The sequence below is a fragment of the Chryseolinea sp. H1M3-3 genome (genome assembly GCF_029360725.1).
Lineage (GTDB): Bacteria > Bacteroidota > Bacteroidia > Cytophagales > Cyclobacteriaceae > Chryseolinea.
Window position 1 is genome coordinate 108,350 of the sequence record NZ_JARKMY010000002.1, and the last position, 17,427, is coordinate 125,776.

The 17,427-nt window shown below is 41.5% G+C and carries 15 protein-coding genes; 7 read left to right on the forward strand and 8 right to left on the reverse strand.

Translation table 11 applies throughout. The features are described 5' to 3' along the window. Positions 1-91: 91 nt before the first annotated feature. Positions 92-1,069, forward strand: a complete 978-nt coding sequence (locus P2W71_RS07840; RefSeq protein WP_276369302.1) for a succinylglutamate desuccinylase/aspartoacylase family protein — start codon at positions 92-94, stop codon at positions 1,067-1,069. Between the two features lie 69 nt (positions 1,070-1,138). On the opposite strand, the gene P2W71_RS07845 is transcribed toward P2W71_RS07840, so the two are convergent. The 3 genes from P2W71_RS07845 to mtgA all read right to left on the reverse strand — a co-directional run bounded on the left by P2W71_RS07845 (position 1,139) and on the right by mtgA (position 3,679). Beyond that, a complete protein-coding gene (locus tag P2W71_RS07845; protein ID WP_276369304.1) occupies positions 1,139-1,933 on the reverse strand; it encodes a glutaminyl-peptide cyclotransferase in 795 nt (264 codons plus the stop codon). A gap of 143 nt (positions 1,934-2,076) precedes the next feature. Then, on the reverse strand, positions 2,077-2,850 hold the full coding sequence (locus P2W71_RS07850) for an NIPSNAP family protein (RefSeq protein WP_276369307.1): 774 nt from the start codon (positions 2,848-2,850) through the stop codon (positions 2,077-2,079). Positions 2,851-2,965: 115 nt separating this feature from the next. Beyond that, positions 2,966-3,679: a monofunctional biosynthetic peptidoglycan transglycosylase gene (gene mtgA / locus P2W71_RS07855; protein ID WP_276369310.1), complete on the reverse strand. Its 714-nt coding sequence runs from the start codon at positions 3,677-3,679 to the stop codon at positions 2,966-2,968. A gap of 223 nt (positions 3,680-3,902) precedes the next feature. Here mtgA and P2W71_RS07860 point away from each other — a divergent pair, with 223 nt between their 5' ends. From P2W71_RS07860 to P2W71_RS07875, 4 genes are read left to right on the forward strand one after another with little or no spacing between them, the layout of a single operon-like run. Continuing rightward, positions 3,903-4,241, forward strand: a complete 339-nt coding sequence (locus P2W71_RS07860) for an L-rhamnose mutarotase (protein WP_276369312.1) — start codon at positions 3,903-3,905, stop codon at positions 4,239-4,241. A gap of 1 nt (position 4,242) precedes the next feature. Next, complete coding sequence (locus P2W71_RS07865; protein WP_276369315.1) at positions 4,243-5,070, forward strand: amidohydrolase family protein; 828 nt, start codon at positions 4,243-4,245, stop codon at positions 5,068-5,070. A gap of 10 nt (positions 5,071-5,080) precedes the next feature. Beyond that, positions 5,081-5,869 carry an SDR family oxidoreductase gene (locus P2W71_RS07870; protein ID WP_276369317.1) on the forward strand — a complete coding sequence of 263 codons (789 nt, stop codon included), beginning with the start codon at positions 5,081-5,083 and terminating at the stop codon, positions 5,867-5,869. Between the two features lie 46 nt (positions 5,870-5,915). Continuing rightward, positions 5,916-6,578, forward strand: coding sequence for a DUF6624 domain-containing protein (locus P2W71_RS07875; RefSeq protein WP_276369320.1), 663 nt, complete (start codon positions 5,916-5,918; stop codon positions 6,576-6,578). Between the two features lie 67 nt (positions 6,579-6,645). Here the strand turns inward: P2W71_RS07875 and P2W71_RS07880 are convergent, their stop codons facing one another. Then, a complete protein-coding gene (locus tag P2W71_RS07880; RefSeq protein ID WP_276369322.1) occupies positions 6,646-7,911 on the reverse strand; it encodes a DUF2130 domain-containing protein in 1,266 nt (421 codons plus the stop codon). A 193-nt stretch (positions 7,912-8,104) separates the two neighbouring features. Here P2W71_RS07880 and P2W71_RS07885 point away from each other — a divergent pair, with 193 nt between their 5' ends. Next, positions 8,105-9,076, forward strand: a complete 972-nt coding sequence (locus P2W71_RS07885; RefSeq protein ID WP_276369324.1) for a WYL domain-containing protein — start codon at positions 8,105-8,107, stop codon at positions 9,074-9,076. A 4-nt stretch (positions 9,077-9,080) separates the two neighbouring features. Here P2W71_RS07885 and P2W71_RS07890 read toward each other — a convergent pair whose 3' ends face one another. From P2W71_RS07890 to P2W71_RS07905, 4 genes are all read right to left on the reverse strand, one after another. After that, positions 9,081-10,355 carry an L-rhamnose isomerase gene (locus tag P2W71_RS07890; protein ID WP_276369327.1) on the reverse strand — a complete coding sequence of 425 codons (1,275 nt, stop codon included), beginning with the start codon at positions 10,353-10,355 and terminating at the stop codon, positions 9,081-9,083. A gap of 29 nt (positions 10,356-10,384) precedes the next feature. Further along, on the reverse strand, positions 10,385-12,505 hold the full coding sequence (locus tag P2W71_RS07895) for a bifunctional aldolase/short-chain dehydrogenase (RefSeq protein WP_276369329.1): 2,121 nt from the start codon (positions 12,503-12,505) through the stop codon (positions 10,385-10,387). 247 nt (positions 12,506-12,752) lie between these two features. Further along, positions 12,753-13,004: a hypothetical protein gene (locus tag P2W71_RS07900; RefSeq protein WP_276369331.1), complete on the reverse strand. Its 252-nt coding sequence runs from the start codon at positions 13,002-13,004 to the stop codon at positions 12,753-12,755. A 155-nt stretch (positions 13,005-13,159) separates the two neighbouring features. Continuing rightward, positions 13,160-13,579 carry a response regulator gene (locus P2W71_RS07905; RefSeq protein ID WP_276369334.1) on the reverse strand — a complete coding sequence of 140 codons (420 nt, stop codon included), beginning with the start codon at positions 13,577-13,579 and terminating at the stop codon, positions 13,160-13,162. A 71-nt stretch (positions 13,580-13,650) separates the two neighbouring features. Between P2W71_RS07905 and P2W71_RS07910 the strand changes: the two genes are divergently transcribed. Continuing rightward, positions 13,651-17,331 carry a chemotaxis protein CheB gene (locus P2W71_RS07910; protein ID WP_276369337.1) on the forward strand — a complete coding sequence of 1,227 codons (3,681 nt, stop codon included), beginning with the start codon at positions 13,651-13,653 and terminating at the stop codon, positions 17,329-17,331. The last annotated feature ends 96 nt before the right edge of the window (positions 17,332-17,427 follow it).

Here is a 17,427-nt window from a genome sequence, read left to right on the forward strand (position 1 = left end):
TCTATTAATCTTAAGGGGTTAACTTGCTTGTTTAAAGCAATCCGTGCTTAGCTGATTGTATTGTTAACCGAGTAGAAATCAAAAAGCATACTTGAAACAAGTAATTATAGCCGGTCATCAGATTGAACCTGGGGAATTCACGGAGATCAACATTAACATCGCCAGGCTTCCTTCGCATACTATTATAGAAACTCCGATTTACGTCTCCAGAGGTCTGGAAGATGGGCCAGTGCTAGCGTTGACAGCAGGCATGCACGGCGACGAAATCAATGGAATGGAAATCGTACGTCGCATTTTGGACAGCGGATTGCATAAACCCAAACGGGGCGTAACGGTATGTATGCCTATTGTTAATCTCTATGGCTTCTTAAATTATTCGCGTGATGTTCCAGACGGCAAGGACATCAATCGTTCTTTCCCTGGAAACAGGGGTGGATCTCTGGCAAGCCGGTTAGCTTACAACCTCATGCATGAAGTTATCCCTTATATCGACTACGGAATTGACTTTCATACCGGTGGAGCCATGCGCACCAATTATCCTCAAGTCAGGTCAGTGTTAAAAGATTCCATTAACATGGAATTAGCACAAGCTTTTAATGCGCCGTTCACCATTGACGCCCCATTTAGACCTAATTCATTGCGCAAAGAGGCTGCTCGCAAGGGTAAACATGTTATTGTTTATGAGGGAGGTGAGTCATTGCGATTTGATCAACAGGCTATTGAAGAAGGTATTGCCGGCACCCTCAGGCTAATGAGGCACCTGAGAATGATCGATAGTGCACCGGAACCCAAAGAGGAAAATAGAACGATTTGGAGCACCTCATGGATAAGGGCGAAACATGCCGGCTTATTCCAACCTACAGTGCAATGTGGTCAGCACGTTCATAAAGATGATTGGGTGGGAACCATCACTGATCCTTTTGGAGAGTTTAAAGAAAATATACATGCTCCCAGCGCCGGATATGTTATTGGATTGAATAACATTCCAGTGATCAATACGGGGGACGCTTTGATGCTGATCGGTTTTGATAACTTCTGCAGACTTGAAAGCGCACCGATTCCAAGATAGTGTAACTTGTAAATCTAAGCTACAGACTCTCACCAAGAATTCTCAGGAATCGTATAACCTATGGGACAATCAATTAATCCTGATTAAATAAGACTTTGGCCACAGCTTCCCGGTTACAAGAAGGGCTTTGGAGTTTTTGTCGTAGGCGATTCCATTAAGCACATCGGTGTTGGGATACATTCTTTTGATCTCGTTGGAAAGCGGGGAAAGATCCAGGCGACCAACCACTTTGCCGGATGCGGGATCGATTTTCAGGATCATTGCTGTCTCGTAAACATTGGCATAAACATAGCCATCGATGTACTCAAGTTCATTCAGGTTTTTCAATTTTCCCTGCCCAGGGTCCGTCACTGTTAGCGTACGCACTACCTGCAAGTTCGTAGTATCGAGGAAATAAAGTTTATCCGTTCCATCACTCATGATTAGATTTTTATTGTCATGCGTGATGCCCCATCCCGGTGTGTTGTATTTAAACTCACCAACTTTTTTATAGGTGTCGGCATCATAAACAAATCCGGTTTTTTCTTCCCACGTAAGTTGATATATTTTCCTGTTTAACACTGTTATGCCCTCTCCAAAGTAGCGATTGTCTAATGTAACTTTCTTTTCATGCTGGCCCGATCCCGGGTTAACTTCGGCGATCCAGGAATGACCCTTTTGTCCTGTGCTTTCTATTACGCGATTGTTGTATATGACAAGTCCCTGGGTATAAGCTTCAGCATTGTGGGGGAGGGTGCTTACCACGGAATAATTCAGTGCAAGTGAGTCGGTGGCTGCTTTGTCTTCAGTATTTTGTTTGTCGCCACAGGAACTCAGTATTAGCCCTATAGCCAGTGTAGCAAATAAACGTGGCAAAAATTTCATTAAGACATTAAAATTTAGATTCGAAAGAAAGAAAATAATCACATATCACCAACTTTAAAATGAAGCAGATATAATGCCATCTCCCGTAAGGTACATAAAACAAAAAAGGGCTCTTTAGGAACCCTTCTTGAATATTTGGTTTTTTAAATATCGGAGTACTCGGTGGGATGCAAAAAGTAAATGTCAATTTTGGAGACATTGTTTTTATACTCAGCCTTACCTGAAAGTGTTTTCCATTGGGGATCTGCAGAAAAAGCTTTCCAATGCTCATCTCGGGAAGTTTTATTCGGGAATGTGGTCATGTACATCAGGTTAGGCATGCGACACCCCGCGATCACTTCCGCATAAAATACAGCATTAAAGCCAAGTCGCTTAAATAATCCAACTTCATCACCATCATTGAACATCTTCACTTTATTTTTAAAAATCTTTTCCGTGTGGCCTTCATAGCTTCGAAGCTCGTAAATGCGCTCACTCGGTGGTGTTGGATGCTTCGGAACCTCAAGCTTCGGCATCCCAGAGAATGCATACAACAAGATGGACTCCATGCGGGCATAGTTTACATCGGTATAGGGCGCATTCAGATATTCAGATCCACTTGTCTCGTACTGCTTATCTTTTTGTAACGTTTCGGGGAGTTTTGCATATTGATCAAGTGAGGTGTATGGAATCAATACAAATACTTTTTTTCCGAAATTTACAGTATCAGTTTCTACAGGCTTAAAGACGCCTACTTTTGAGATGCCTGCACGGTGCAATGCTGGCACATAAGCATCTTTTAAAAACTTATCTATTCTTTCTTCCTGGGTTTTGGAAGTGATGTTATAGACTTTTATTTCATAATACTCACGCTTTTGCGCAAATGCCGATGAAATGCCGGCTAACGCACATAGCACTAAGATCAAGATTTGTTTCATGGATATATTGATTAATTCCCCTAAAGTAACGGGAGGATTCAACTAAAACAAAAATACTATGATGAATGGAGAACCTGTAATACTGAAAGTGCCGGAAACCCAGAAACTGGGAATCCTATTTATTTTTTTCTTCTTCAATCAAAAACTGGATATCCTTATCTCCCTCCAGGTTATTCATTTGTCTTAAAATCCAGGGGTACCGTTGGTCAATGTAACGGGAAGGTGGCTTCACTTTGTATTTTTTTGGATTGGGGAGGCACGCTGCTATCATGGCTGCTTCCTTTCGCGTTAATTTTTTCGCTGATTTGTTAAAATATTGCCTAGCGGCCTGTTCGATTCCGAAAATACCTTTGCCCATCTCTGCAACATTCAGATACATTTCGAGGATACGTTTCTTGCCCCAGATTTTTTCGATCATAAATGTAAAATAGGCTTCGATAGCTTTGCGTATCCAACTTCTTCCTTGCCATAAAAATACGTTTTTGGCAACCTGCTGACTGATGGTAGATGCGCCGCGAATTCTCCCGGCTTTTTTGGATCCTTCAGTTATTACTTTCTCAATGCTTTTTACATCAAAGCCATTGTGGTCCGGAAAGAGCTGATCTTCGGATGCAATTACCGCCAGCCGAGCGTTGCGAGACATGTCCTGAATGTCGATGTAATCTCGTCTCAGTCCATTGCCTTCAATTAAGCTCACAATCTGTGTGATGGTGAAAGGAGGATTGATCCATTTCAGCATAATAATGTAAATCAACTGTAAGACAAAAAGGATGATGAAGATCTTTTTTATCTTCTGAAGCGCCTTACGAAGCAATGAATTTTTACTCATACCAAGTTGCCGCGAAAATACAAAATGCTTTCGTCTGTTGTAATCCTATTGCTACCTATCTCAAAAAAGTTGCTCTATCGGCAATAGCTCAAAATAATTTGTGATATTTAGAGCGTTGATGAGTAGCCGTGCACCATATACATTGTTTCGAATGAGCGAAGCGTTGTGTTTCTTTTGCCATCACATAAATGTACAGTACAAACCCAAGTAAAAACGAAGTGAGATGAAACGCTATTGTCTGGCACTTGATTTAAAAAATGATCCAGCCCTCATAGCAAAATATGAGGAACACCATCGGAACGTATCACCTGAAATTAAAAAGAGTATGTTTGATGCTGGTATTGATAACGTTGAAATCTACAGGGTGGGTCCGCGCATGGTTATGATTTTCGAGGTCAATGATTCATTTACGTTTGAGCGGAAGGCAGCAATGGATGCCGCAAATCCTAAAGTTCAGGAGTGGGAGGCGCTGATGTGGCAATTTCAGCAACCTTTACCGGGTTCTCAGCCAGGAGAAAAATGGGTTGTTATGGATAAAATCTTTCAAGTTAAGAAAGCCTGACATGCGCATCGATTCACACCATCATCTTTGGAAGTACAATGACGAACGTGATCGCTGGATCACAGATGATATGGCTGTCATTCAGAGGAATTTTTTACCTGAAGACCTGAAGCCGATACTGCATGCCAATCATATAGATGGAACTGTGCTTGTACAAACAGATCAATCTAAAGAGGAAAATATTTTTTTACTTGCAAATGCACTGCAGCACGATTTTATAAAAGGCGTTGTGGGATGGATAGATCTACAAGCGAGAGATGTTACCGACCATCTAGCATATTATAAAGAATTTAAAAAGTTGAAGGGCTTTCGTCACATTCTTCAGGGAGAAGAACAACGTGACTTTATGCTTCGACCTGATTTTAAACGCGGTATCGGTAAACTTAAGGAGCACGGTTATACCTATGATATTTTGGTTTATCCGGATCAATTAAAATATACAGTGGAGTTTGTGAAGGAATTTCCAGATCAGCCTTTTGTGCTTGATCATCTTGCAAAGCCGTATATCAAGGACAAGAGAATAGACGACTGGAAAAAAGATATTCAAGCACTCGCCGTCTTGGATAATGTATTTTGCAAGGTGTCGGGAATGGTAACAGAAGCCGATTGGAAGAGCTGGTCACAAAATGATCTACGCCCTTACCTTGACGTTGTAGTGGAGTCATTTGGCATCGCAAGACTTATGTATGGAAGTGATTGGCCGGTATGTTTAGTCGCTGCTTCTTACGAGAAAGTCATTGACGTGACTTTGAATTATTTTTCATCTTTCAGCGAACATGAACAGGATTTGATCTTCGGTAAAAATGCAACCAGATTTTATAATTTATAAATAGGATGATATGGATTTACAGTTAAAGGATAAAGTAATTATTGTTACAGGTGGTGCCAAGGGAATTGGTGAAGGTATCGTAAAAGTACTTGCGGCTGAAGGCGCAATTCCTGTGATCGTTGGAAGAAGCGAATCCGACAATAAGAAGGTCGTATCCGAAATTGAAAAGAATGGAGGGAAAGCATTTCAGGTAGAAGCCGAGTTAACGGACCCGAAGGCTTCAGAGAAGGCGATAGACACAGTACTAAAAAAATTTGGAAGGATAGAAGGCCTGGTAAATAATGCCGGAGTGAATGATGGGGTAGGATTGGAGCATGGTGACTACGATAAGTTCATGGCTTCTCTTCACAAGAATGTTGTTCATTATTATCTTATGGCGCACTATGCATTGCCGGCATTAAAAAAATCAAAGGGCGCTATAGTCAACATTGGATCAAAGGTTGCGGAAACCGGACAGGGAGGAACTTCCGCATATGCTGCGGCTAATGGTGGGCGGAACGGTCTTACACGCGAATGGGCTGTTGAATTATTGAAGTATGGCATCCGCGTTAATTCTGTGATCGTGGCCGAGTGCTGGACACCGTTGTATGAAAAATGGATTCAGACGCTTCCGGATCCCAAAGCAAAATTAGCCGAGATTGAATCTAAAATTCCTTTAGAAAATCGCATGACAACAGCAGAAGAAATCGCCAATACAACGGCTTTCCTACTGTCCAGCCAGTCCAGCCATACAACCGGTCAGCTTATACATGTAGATGGCGGCTATGTTCACCTCGACCGAAGCCTGGCCAACGCCTGATTCTAATCTTGTTCATCTATTTCATTTACCTTAAATTTTTTTCGGTTTGAAGAAAAACTTTTTAACTATTCTATCCCTAGGTACGTGGCTCGTAGCTCACTTACATGCGGATGCACAACAAATAGCTAGTCAGAACCATCGGACAAATGTCAATTACGATTCTTTACGGATTGTTTTGGAAACTATGCATGATTCTGATCAGAACATCAGGAGAATCTTAATAGACTCTGTGGGGTTAGATTCGCCTGAAGCTCCTAAATACCTTCAACAGATGGCAAATATCGATACGAAAAACAGAGGCAACCTTGAAATAATCCTTGAAAAATATGGGTGGATTGAGCAAAGTAAAATCGGGGAGAAAGCCGCTGCAGGAATATTTTATATAATTCAGCACAGCGATATTGAATTGATGGAAAAATATTTTCCACAGATGAAGGCGCTTGCAGCGCGAGGAGAAGCAAGCATGGTTTTGACGGCCATGATGGAAGATCGGCTATTGATGTGGAAAGGTAAGAAGCAAATCTACGGTACGCAGGCTACGACTGGATTAAGGCCTAATAACAGACTGGCGGTTTGGCCTATAGAGAATCCTTCGCAGGTAAATGCGCTTAGAAAAAAGGCAGGCTTCCCCACCACGGTCGAAGAAAATGCCAAGGGAATGAATGCGGACTATGACCCGCATGAGATACTTCCGCCTCCAAAAAATTGATGATCGCTTCATTTGATAAATAAAAAAAGCAGCCCTCAAGCTGCTTTTTAAGCCTAACCATAAACAATCATTCTTCCATCAGTAACTTTATTTCAGGTAGCTCCAATGCTTTTATTTCCTGAACTGCGCCACCTGCAATGCCTCGTACGTCGCCATATAAACAGACTAAATTTTCCATTGCTTTAAGCAATCTTTTTTCTCGTTTTGCCCATTGACTGGTAAACAATGTTTTTTCTTTCTGAAGATCCTCCTGCATATCATGATAGGATTCGAATGCTGCTTCAAGCTTTTGCTTAAAATCATTTCCGGTGACATACCGGTAAATCAGATTCATCTTTTCTCCTTTATTTTCCTGCGCAGAAAGCACTTCACCAATGCGGGAAAGATTATGCCTGAATAGCAATGCCAAAGCTTTAAATTCCGCAAAAGTACATACCCACACCCCGTCCACTTCGCAAAACCTCGGTTTACCCTCTGGTAGTGTTTCTGTTACTATCACACCAATGTCAGCTTGTTTTAAACGCATGTCGTCTTTCATTTTCGGAATCCATTCGTAGCTAAAATGTTTGGTGCGTTTACTTTCATATAAAATTCTTCCACACTCATTGTCATAATGATCGCGAACGATGTGCACGCAATCTGCACCTCTTTTTCCCTTGGTAATTTCCTCAATGACGTCTCGTGGGAAAGATGAACTAAGATATTCTTCAATGGCAAGCTCTTGCACTTCGCCTTGCGTTTGCATGCTTCCTTGTTCCGTTTTCCGCTTCATCTCGTTGATCATCCTAGACTGGTCATCCAGCTTCTTTTGAAGCTCGGCGTTTTTCATGCGCTCCTCTTCGCGTGCTTTGTCGGTTTCTTCCATCACTCTTTTCTTCAAGATTAGGTCGAGCGTTTCTCTTTCGCGTTGAATTTTGGCTTCCCGTTCGCGAACTTCCAACAAGGCTTTTTCCAGCGCATGCTTATCCGCTTGTTCGCGAATTAACTTCTCCCGTTCAAACAATCTTTTTTTCATTTCATGTTCGATACGCTCCTCCCGGTCGCGTAGCTTTTGTTCACGCTCCTGTAAGATGAAAGATTGATCTTCCAATTCTTTCACGCGTGAAGCTTTTGCTTTCCGATCTTCTTCGATGCGCTGTAAGTGAGTCTTATACTTGGCTTGCTCTTCCTGCTGAATTTTTGCAATCAGGTTTTTTGTGTTCGCCTGAAGTTTTTGGTCAAACTCCTTCTCAAGCTGCGCACGCAAATCGTGTTGAATGGCTTCTTCTGGTGAAAACTTATTGCCACAATGCGGACATTTTACCATTACTGCGATGTGATTTAACATTTCCATAAGCGTTAATATTTGTATCGAAAGTAGTTTCACCTTTTGACAGCTTGTGTCAAACATTAAAATCGTTACTTTAAGTGCTTAAATTTCCGCGTCAGATAATAGGAAAAGCCTGTGTTGAGAAAATTACTTAGGAGTTAATGCGTGCAGTTAAAGTCCAGGCGCAGAAGAGAACGGTTTATGATTCAAAAAATTAATGAGAAAAAAGCGAGTCATTCGAAAAAAAGTCGGTGCTAGCAAGAAGAAAATCATTGGTAAAAAAACGGAATCAATTATTCCGCAAGCCAAATTGCTCCGGCTTTTTCAAATCATAGCGGTTTTAAAGTCGGGTCATTGGACGATCAAACAACTGGCTGATCGCTTCGATACCAGTGACCGAACCATTTACAGGTACATTAATCTGTTGGAGGAGGTCGATTTCTTATTGGAAAAAGATTTTGAGAATCGTTTTTTTATCATCACCACGGAGGATGATCCAACGCAAGCGCAATTTTCCATTGAAGAAACCAAACTCATAAAAAAACTTATTCAAGCCGGAGCACAGGACAATCCCTTAAAGAGTAGTCTTCTTAAAAAACTTTCCCTCAATTCTGAAATGGATAGCATGCCAAGGTTGTTCCTAAAAGCACGCCTCGGGCATTTTGTGGATAAACTTGCCGAAAGCATCCTAAACAAAAATCAAATTGTTCTCAAAAATTATCATTCAGCAAACAGCAATGAGATCCGTGATCGCCTAGTGGAGCCGATTCACTTTGGTGACAACTACCAGTCAATTATCGCTCTTGATACTCAGGATAAAATCTGTAAACAGTTCAAACTGGATCGCATTGGAGAGATAATCGAAATGGGGTCAAAAGTTCAATTTGAAAACCTGCATCAAAAAAATCAAACAGATATTTTCGGATTTACAGGTGATTCCAACACATGGATAACACTTCACCTCAGCCTGCGTGCTTATTTGCTGCTACGTGAAGAATATCCTTTGTCAATACCGTATATTGAAAGAACTGAAAACGGATATACCTTTCATGGACCTGTTTCCAACCTTGAGGGTATTGGAAGGTTCGTACTTGGGCTAATGGATGAAATACAAATAAAGGGGCCTGACCTTTTTAAAACATTTATCGAAAACAAGTTTCAACGCCAAAGCCTAAACCAGAAAAATTAACCGCTTATAACCCTGTGGCAATAGTTTCTTTTCCGCGGGAAGAGATAAGGTGTTCCCTGATTTTTGATTCCCGAAAAAAAGTGAGCGGCTGTAGGGTACCCCCTGCCCGAAGGCGAGCCTCAGCAACCAAAGTTCGAACATCGGTGCGGTACGCGGCCTGCAAAATTTCCTGAGCTTGCGCAACATCGTTCTGCTGCTGAGCTTTTACCAATGCTCCAGTATTTACAATCAATGCTTGCGCATAAGCAATCTGAATCGCTTCTACCGACTGTAGTAAATCTTCCAACGGATCTTTTACATTATGGGAGGCGTCTATCATCCAGGCCAAATCAGTTGCATGGTCCATATGCCTGGCATCCATTCCTTCTATCAACTCATTAAAAATCAGAAAGAGTTGATATGGATTTATGCTACCTACGGTGAGATCATCGTCACCATACTTGGAATCGTTAAAATGAAAACCACCTAACTTGCCTTCCATTAAAAGCAGGGATACGATTTGTTCAATGTTTGCATTGGGCAAATGATGACCAAGGTCTACCAGTGTATAAGCCTTTGGCCCGAGCTTTTGCGCATACAGTAACGATTGTCCCCAATCGCCTACAGTCATGGAATAGAAGTTCGGTTCAAAAGCTTTATACTCCACAAACATTTTCCAATCTTCAGGCAATGCGGCATAAATTTTCTGAAGTCCATCCAGGGTATTCTGAAAAGCCTTTCTGAAGTTTAATTGTCCGGGGAAGCTCGATCCGTCCGATAACCATACCGTTATCGAATTGGAACCAAGTTGTTTTCCATATTCTATAACTTCTATGTTGTGATTGATGGCCTGATCGCGGACGTTTTTGTTGACATGTTGAAGCGATCCGAATTTGTAACTGTACGCTTGATTTTTTTGATCCTGGAAAGTGTTGGAATTCATTGCATCAAACCGAAGTCCATATTGTGCGGCTAAAACCTTGACGGCTTTTGGGTCTTTCGGAATATCCCAGGGTATGTGCAGCGAAATTGCTCCACTGGATTTATTGAGTTGGTGGAGCAAACCGATATCTTCAATTTTTTCTTCCAGGCTTCTCGGCTCTCCACCAGCTGCGAACCGGCCAAATCTTGTCCCGCCTGTGCCTAAGGCCCAGCTTGGAATTGCAATTTGAAAGTCAACGAGCTTCTTGACTACATCCTCTGCATTTGTGATATCACTTTTAATGGCTTCCCATTTTTTTGTGTGCGCAGAAAATAAGGCGTCGTTATGGCGATCCAGTTTCTGTTTTTCGATTTGCATGTGAGAGGAACGACTGTAGTTAAAAAAAATTACCTTACAAAAGCTGCGGCTACACCACCATCAACATTCAAAACATTTCCGGTGGATTTATTCAGCAGTCCACCAACAACAGCAAAGCATGCGTTGCCAATATCATCAGGTAAGATAATTTCATTTAGCAAAGTACGTTTTGCATAGTACGCCGGTAGTTCTGCAACGGAAACACCATACGCTTTAGCGCGACCTTCAGCCCACGTTCCTTCCCATATTTTACTATCGGCAATGACCGCATCGGGATTAATTACATTCACCCTGATCTTGTATGGACCGAGTTCCGCGGCATTTAATCTGCTGAGGTGAAGCTGTGCAGCTTTTGCAGATCCGTAGGCAGCATTGTTCGGGCCGGAGACCAAAGCATTTTTGCTAACGATATTTAAAACATCTCCGCCGATTGCCTGCTTGCGCATAACTTTCACTCCCGTTTGTGTTACCAAGAATTGACCCTTTACCAAAACATCGTAAAGGATGTCCCAATCTTTTTCTGTATGATCCTCCAGTGTTTTTGAAATCGAAAGACCGGCGCAGTTAACCACAATATCGACACCTCCGAATGTTAACGCTGCCACATCAAACGCATTGTGAATTTGATCAGCGTTCAACACATCAAGCACAACGGAGGCCACACTATCCTTTCCGTATTTTTTAAAATCTTCCTGAGCTTTTTCCAGACGCGAGGCATCATTGTCGTTTACAATGACACATGCGCCTTCATCCAAAAACTTCTTTGCAATAGCTTTTCCAATGCCACCGGCACTACCGGTAATCAAAGCAATCCTTCCAGAGAGTGCTTTTGGTTTCGGCATTCTTTGGAGTTTTGCCTCCTCCAGCAACCAATACTCAATGTTAAATGCTTCTTGCCTTGGCAGCGACGTGTATTCCGAAATGGCCTCAGCGCCTTTCATTACATTGATTGCATTAATGTAGAATTCTGCTGCAACTCGTGCGGTTTGCTTATCCTTGGCAAACGTAAACATGCCAACTCCAGGATATAATATAACCACAGGGTTAGAATCTCTTATAGCAGGACTATTCGGGTGTTTGCACGACTCATAATACACCTTATACATTTGCCTGTATGCCTCAAACTGAGGGAACAATTTTCCTTTTATGATTTCAACATCCGATAAATCCTCGTCCGGTTTCAGGGATAGGATCATCGGGCTGATCTTGGTTCTTAAGAAATGATCGGGGCAACTCGTTCCCATGGGTCCGAGTTTTTCAAGATCCTTAGCATTTATAAATTCTAATACCCGATCATCGTCTGTGAAATGACCAACCATTCTGGCGTGGCTTGAACAAAAACCGCGAAGCACTGGAGCAAGAGAAGCCGCTTTTTTCCTTCGCTCTCCTTCCGGCAGCGCTGTGATTTTATTGCCGCCAAAGACGGGTTTCTTCTTTCCATAATTCGCGACGAGGTATTCTGAACATCTTTCAATCACCTCCAAAGTGTTCACATAACTTTCGTAAGCGGTATCACCCCATGTGAAAAGGCCATGGGAGCCCAACATGATACCTCGAATTCCTGGATTCTGCTCAAGGCATTGTTGAAGTTTCAATCCCAAATCAAACCCGGGACGTTGCCAGTCAACCCATCCTATTGTTCCGTTGAATAATTCCTGAGTAATTTTTTTTCCATCCCTGGATGCGGCAATAGCGATGGCGGCATCCGGATGAAGATGGTCAATGTGTTTGAAAGGTAGAAATCCGTGCAACGGCGTGTCTATAGACGGAGCTTTAGAACTTAAATCATAAATACAATGATTGAATAGCTCTACCATTTCATCTTCATAAGCCAAGCCCCTGTAAATTTTTTTCAGACTATGCAGGCGATCTACATACAGTGCAGCTAGTCCACTTTTCTTTAAGGTACCAAGATCTCCGCCTGAGCCTTTGATCCACATCACATTTGTGGGTTCGCCGGTTAAAGGATCTTTCGATGAAACTTTGCAAGATGTATTTCCTCCTCCGTAATTGGTAAGGCGAAGATCAGCTCCTAATAAGTTAGATCGATAAATAAGCAACCCTACTTCATCTCCTTCAAGCTCTTTAGCTTTTTTTTCGTCCCAGAGATAGCTTACATGATTGAATTTTAATACTTCACTGACCGGCATAAGTTTTTATAATAGGTTATAAATCACTGCAATAAAAAATGAAACGTGCATGGGTAATGAGATGCATTACAGGTATCAAAGTTAAAATCCAAATGATTCCTATCTGTCATGATCTGTTATGTATAAAGATCTTTTGAATCAGAAATAGGAAGGGTGGTAGGGCAATCGATGGAACTTGAAATACAACCTGGATTATCGGTACGGTTAAAGTCAAAAGGACTTTAAGTTGAAGTTGGATACCAAAATGTTAAAATCTTGATCTGAATTCCGTCTCAAGATATTGGTGAAGATTATCCAAACCATTCAGCACGTTTACCTTTTCGGGCGCGAGGTACGTCTTGTCTTCGGTGTAAACCACTTCTACAAAAAGATTGCGGAGCATATACATGTGAATTTGGCGTCCATCCTTTAAGCGGGACCCTAAAGCAACACCTTTTTTATGGAGGTATTTAACCTTATTCTCCAACGATAAACGATTAAAGAGGAATTTCTGTAACATAACTTTTTGTCTTTGTTACATACATGGCGAATTTAACGCCACCGGTTTTATGGCGTTTTCGGGCCTAAAAAGACATAAATAGTAAACGGGACGGTCTATTTTTGGGACTTTGATTTCATTCCGGTAAAAACAACGTAGGATGAGATAAGATGCACTTAGCTTTTTTGCGTTTGCGCTTGCTGTGCGATTTTGACAATGGACTCAATAGTTTTGTTGAATCCTTCGACTGTGGAGGGTTTAGTAAGAAAGTCTGTAGCGCCGGCACTGAGACAGAATTCTTTTTCGGATTGTGACGAGGAGGTGGTAAGGATGGCTACAGGGATATGCTTAAATTCTTCCGAAAGTTTAATCCTACTGAGTACTTCACGGCCATGCATCTTAGGGAGATTTAGGTCAAGAAGAATAATATTGGGGAATTTTTTACACGATTTAAGATAAGGTAGGACTTTGTCGCCTTGTCTGACAATGTCCATGGTAAAATTTACGCCATTGTCCTGCAGGGCATCCTGCATTAATTCAACATCATCCTGGTCATCTTCAACCAAAAGGATAGTTAGGTTGTTAAAGTTAGGCATTTAGAAAAATTTACAAAATGGCATAGATTTTTAGGATCCCAAATGTAATTGATTTCGAGATAAGTTTTAATATGGCTAAAGATACGCTTGAAAGGAAGCGAAAATTAATTTCCCCCACTCATATTATTGGTATAGGAGCCTCCGCGGGGGGTATGGAGGCAATTCATGATCTGTTTGATTACATGCCCACAAACACGGGATTTTCATTTGTTGTGGTTCAGCATCTTTCTCCGGATTATAAAAGTTTAATGGCAGAACTGCTTTCCAAACATACCGCAATGCAAGTGAGGGAGGCTTCCAATAATATGGCCGTTGAGCCGGATTGTATATATGTTATTCCTACCAAAAAACTCATCTCCATAAAGAATGGCCGGCTAAAACTGGACGATAAATTAAAATCTCGTGCCCCGAATCACGCTATAGATGTCTTTTTTGAATCTCTTGCTAAGGATCAGAAGAAAAAAGCGGTCGGGATTATTTTATCGGGGACGGGCACAGACGGCACCAAAGGTCTGGCCGCAATTAAGCAGGCCGGAGGTATTTCTGTTGTACAAGATCCGTTAACGGCAGCTTTCGATGGTATGCCGAACAGTGCCGTAGAAAGTGGCTCGGCCGACTTTATTCTGCCTCCCGAAATGATTGGAGAAGAACTTGTAGCATTTATAAAAGATGATTCTTTAGTGAAATCATTAAAAGCATTTAGCCAGAAGGACGAAGACACGCTACGGGAAATCCTGGATCTATTGAACAAGACCACACGCCAGGACTTTAATCACTATAAGCGACCAACACTATTCAGGAGGTTAGCCAAAAGGATGACTGAGTTGAATATCGGCAGTCTTCAGCAATACAGAGATTATGTATTTGAACACGAAGAAGAAATTAAAACCTTAAGCCGGGAGTTTCTCATTAATGTTACCAAATTCTTCAGAGATCCTGAGGCGTTTGAATTCCTACGAACCGAAGTAATCCCTGCCATTTTTTCCAACAAAAAACCAGACGATACGATTAAAGCCTGGGTGGTTGCCTGCAGTAGTGGGGAAGAGGCATATTCTATTGGTATATTATTTCTGGAGTATGTTGAGAAATCAGGAAAGGTATTCCCTAACATTAAAATTTTTGCGACGGATATTGACCTGGACGCGCTGGAGACGGCTTCGAGAGGAGTATATCCCACGACCATTCAAAAAGATGTTCCCAAAGAACTTCTTTCAAAATATTTTATGCAGGAAGGCGGATACTTCCGTGTAACCCCCGAGTTGCGGAAGCTTGTTGTTTTTGCTAACCATGACGTGATGCAAGATCCTCCGTTCAGTCGATTGGATCTTATCACCTGTCGGAATATGTTTATTTACGTTAATACAACGTTGCAACGTAAAGCATTGAAAAAGTTTCATTTTGCGATGAACGTAAATTCCTATCTGATGATGGGACCGAGCGAAAACATCGGAATCTTAAAAGATGTGACCCAAGAGGTAAGCAGGAAGTGGAAGGTGTATAAATGTGTCACTAAAAGAATGGACAGTGATACAATATTTTCGCCGCTTGAAAATGCTGTATATCCTAAACTTCAATCTCCCAATAGTAGAACGGGTGCTATCAATCTAACAGAGATTCTCAAAGATACGTTGTTGGAGGATCGTCGCGTAGCGTTGATTTTGATTGATAAGGAATTTAATGTTAAACAAGCCATTGGCAGTTATAAAAGTTTCATGCGATTTCCTGAGGAGAGTTTCAACTTCAATTTGCTCCGCATGGTCTCTCCCGATCTCGCCGTTGCGCTTGGCGTGGCCGTTAGAAAAGCGATGGCTGATAATGAAAAGGCCACGATGAAAAACATTTTGTTGCATGAACCCGATAGCGTGCGAACCGTAAACGTTATTGTAAAGCCGTATACCCAACGCGCGGATTTTCAGCACCCTTTTATCTCGGTCTTAATCGAGGATGCCCAAGAACCAAAACTCAATCGAAGTACGCTTTCAACAGGCGTTGTTGACAACAATGAGCAATTTTTGGCTTTGGAGCGAGAATTAAACGAAACTCGCGAAAATCTACAGGCCGTGATTGAGGAAATGGAAACTGTAAATGAAGAGCTACAGTCCAGCAATGAGGAAATGATTTCAACGAACGAAGAGCTTCAAAGTACGAACGAGGAACTTCAATCGTTGAATGAAGAGCTTCACACGGTAAGTGCGGAACATCAGCAAAAAATAAAAGAGCTTTTCGAACTCAATGACGACCTCAATAATTATTTTAACAATTCTGATATAGGTCAGATTTTGGTGGACAGTCACATGATCATTCGCAAATTCAGTCCCTCATCCAAACGAATGATCAATCTCATTGAAACAGATATCGGGCGACCACTTCAGGATATAACTTCCAACCTCCGAAACATAAATTTCGTGAACGAAGTCAATAAAGTAGTTAAGACATCGAAACCTATAGAGAAAGAAGTTCAAACTGAAGACAAGTACTATCTGATGCGGATAAGTCCGTATGTACGCCGCGATAAATCGTTCGATGGCGTTGTTGTCAATTTTATTGATATATCCCAATCAAAAAGATTGACTAGTATTATCGAAGGAATCTTTGAAAGTTCTACCAATGGCATTGCTGCAAAAAAAGCGATTCGTGATAACAACAATAAAATTATTGACTTCGAATATCTGGCAGTGAATGAAGCAATGGAGAGAATGTTTAATGTAGAACATGGCTCCCTTGTGGGTAAGCGGTTGCTTGATACATTCAAAGAGGGCAAAGGCAAATATCTTCCCGTATATATCAACGTGGTGGAGACAGGGATTCCGGCGCAGTTGGAGTTTTATAACGAGCACCAGGACAAATGGTACGAGACTTCAATTGTCAAAATGCTCGATGGTATTGTTACAACGCATATCGACATTACGGAACGGAAAAAAAGCGCCGACCTGATTGCTCAGGGCTATGCGGACCTGAAGCGAACATCTGAGAAATTATCTGAGTCTAACAGGCAGCTTGAACGGTCGAATTTTGACTTGATGCAATTTGCATCTGTTGCTTCTCACGATCTGAAAGAGCCTTTAAGAAAAATTCAAGCTTTTGGAAATATTCTGGAGGCGAAGATCAAGAACAAACTTTCGGAGAATGAACTAAGTTACTTCTCCAAAATGATTTCTGCATCGAATAGGATGCAGGCATTAATTGACGATGTACTAACGCTATCGAAATTATCAAATGGTAATTCAATTAAAGTAAAGACAGATCTTAATCAAATTATCCAACAGATTAAAGATGATTTGGAGATAACCATTCATGAAAAGAATGCTGTAATAAAAAGTCAGCCGTTACCTCTTATTGAAGCAGTACCGGGGCAAATGCATCAAGTGTTTCAAAATCTTATTAGTAACGCTTTAAAGTTTGGTAACAAGAAATCTCCCACCGTTAGCATCACATCGGAACCGATAAGTGAGGAGCAGGCAAAAGAATTGAATATTCGTCCAGCGGATTACGTGCAGATACTCGTCAGTGATAATGGGATTGGATTCGAAGATGAATACAGAGAAAAGATATTTGGAATATTTCAACGACTTCATGGAAGAAACTACGAGGGAACCGGTATAGGTCTCGCAATTGCGAGAAAGATTATCGAGAACCATGGAGGATTCATCGTTGCAACAGGACGTGTCAACAAAGGTGCTAAGTTTTACATCTTTCTACCTTTAGTGTCAAAAAAAGTTGTTGCTAATAAATACTTGCAAAACGCACATTAATGAAGCGGTCGTTTCAAATTTGGTCATAGAGACATGTGAAGGGCTACTGTGATCAGGCCTTCTAACCGTTCGAAAGCTGAAACAAACGGATCTGTG

What these genes read in the sequence shown, in the direction of transcription:
- P2W71_RS07905 (WP_276369334.1), bottom strand. Translation starts at nt 13,579, where the DNA reads ATGCCTAACTTTAACAACCTAACTATCCTTTTGGTTGAAGATGACCAG.
- P2W71_RS07860 (WP_276369312.1), top strand. Translation starts at nt 3,903, where the DNA reads ATGAAACGCTATTGTCTGGCACTTGATTTAAAAAATGATCCAGCCCTC.
- mtgA (WP_276369310.1), bottom strand. Translation starts at nt 3,679, where the DNA reads ATGAGTAAAAATTCATTGCTTCGTAAGGCGCTTCAGAAGATAAAAAAG.
- P2W71_RS07910 (WP_276369337.1), top strand. Translation starts at nt 13,651, where the DNA reads ATGGCTAAAGATACGCTTGAAAGGAAGCGAAAATTAATTTCCCCCACT.
- P2W71_RS07900 (WP_276369331.1), bottom strand. Translation starts at nt 13,004, where the DNA reads ATGTTACAGAAATTCCTCTTTAATCGTTTATCGTTGGAGAATAAGGTT.
- P2W71_RS07880 (WP_276369322.1), bottom strand. Translation starts at nt 7,911, where the DNA reads ATGGAAATGTTAAATCACATCGCAGTAATGGTAAAATGTCCGCATTGT.
- P2W71_RS07870 (WP_276369317.1), top strand. Translation starts at nt 5,081, where the DNA reads ATGGATTTACAGTTAAAGGATAAAGTAATTATTGTTACAGGTGGTGCC.
- P2W71_RS07890 (WP_276369327.1), bottom strand. Translation starts at nt 10,355, where the DNA reads ATGCAAATCGAAAAACAGAAACTGGATCGCCATAACGACGCCTTATTT.
- P2W71_RS07895 (WP_276369329.1), bottom strand. Translation starts at nt 12,505, where the DNA reads ATGCCGGTCAGTGAAGTATTAAAATTCAATCATGTAAGCTATCTCTGG.
- P2W71_RS07850 (WP_276369307.1), bottom strand. Translation starts at nt 2,850, where the DNA reads ATGAAACAAATCTTGATCTTAGTGCTATGTGCGTTAGCCGGCATTTCA.
- P2W71_RS07865 (WP_276369315.1), top strand. Translation starts at nt 4,243, where the DNA reads ATGCGCATCGATTCACACCATCATCTTTGGAAGTACAATGACGAACGT.
- P2W71_RS07845 (WP_276369304.1), bottom strand. Translation starts at nt 1,933, where the DNA reads ATGAAATTTTTGCCACGTTTATTTGCTACACTGGCTATAGGGCTAATA.
- P2W71_RS07885 (WP_276369324.1), top strand. Translation starts at nt 8,105, where the DNA reads ATGAGAAAAAAGCGAGTCATTCGAAAAAAAGTCGGTGCTAGCAAGAAG.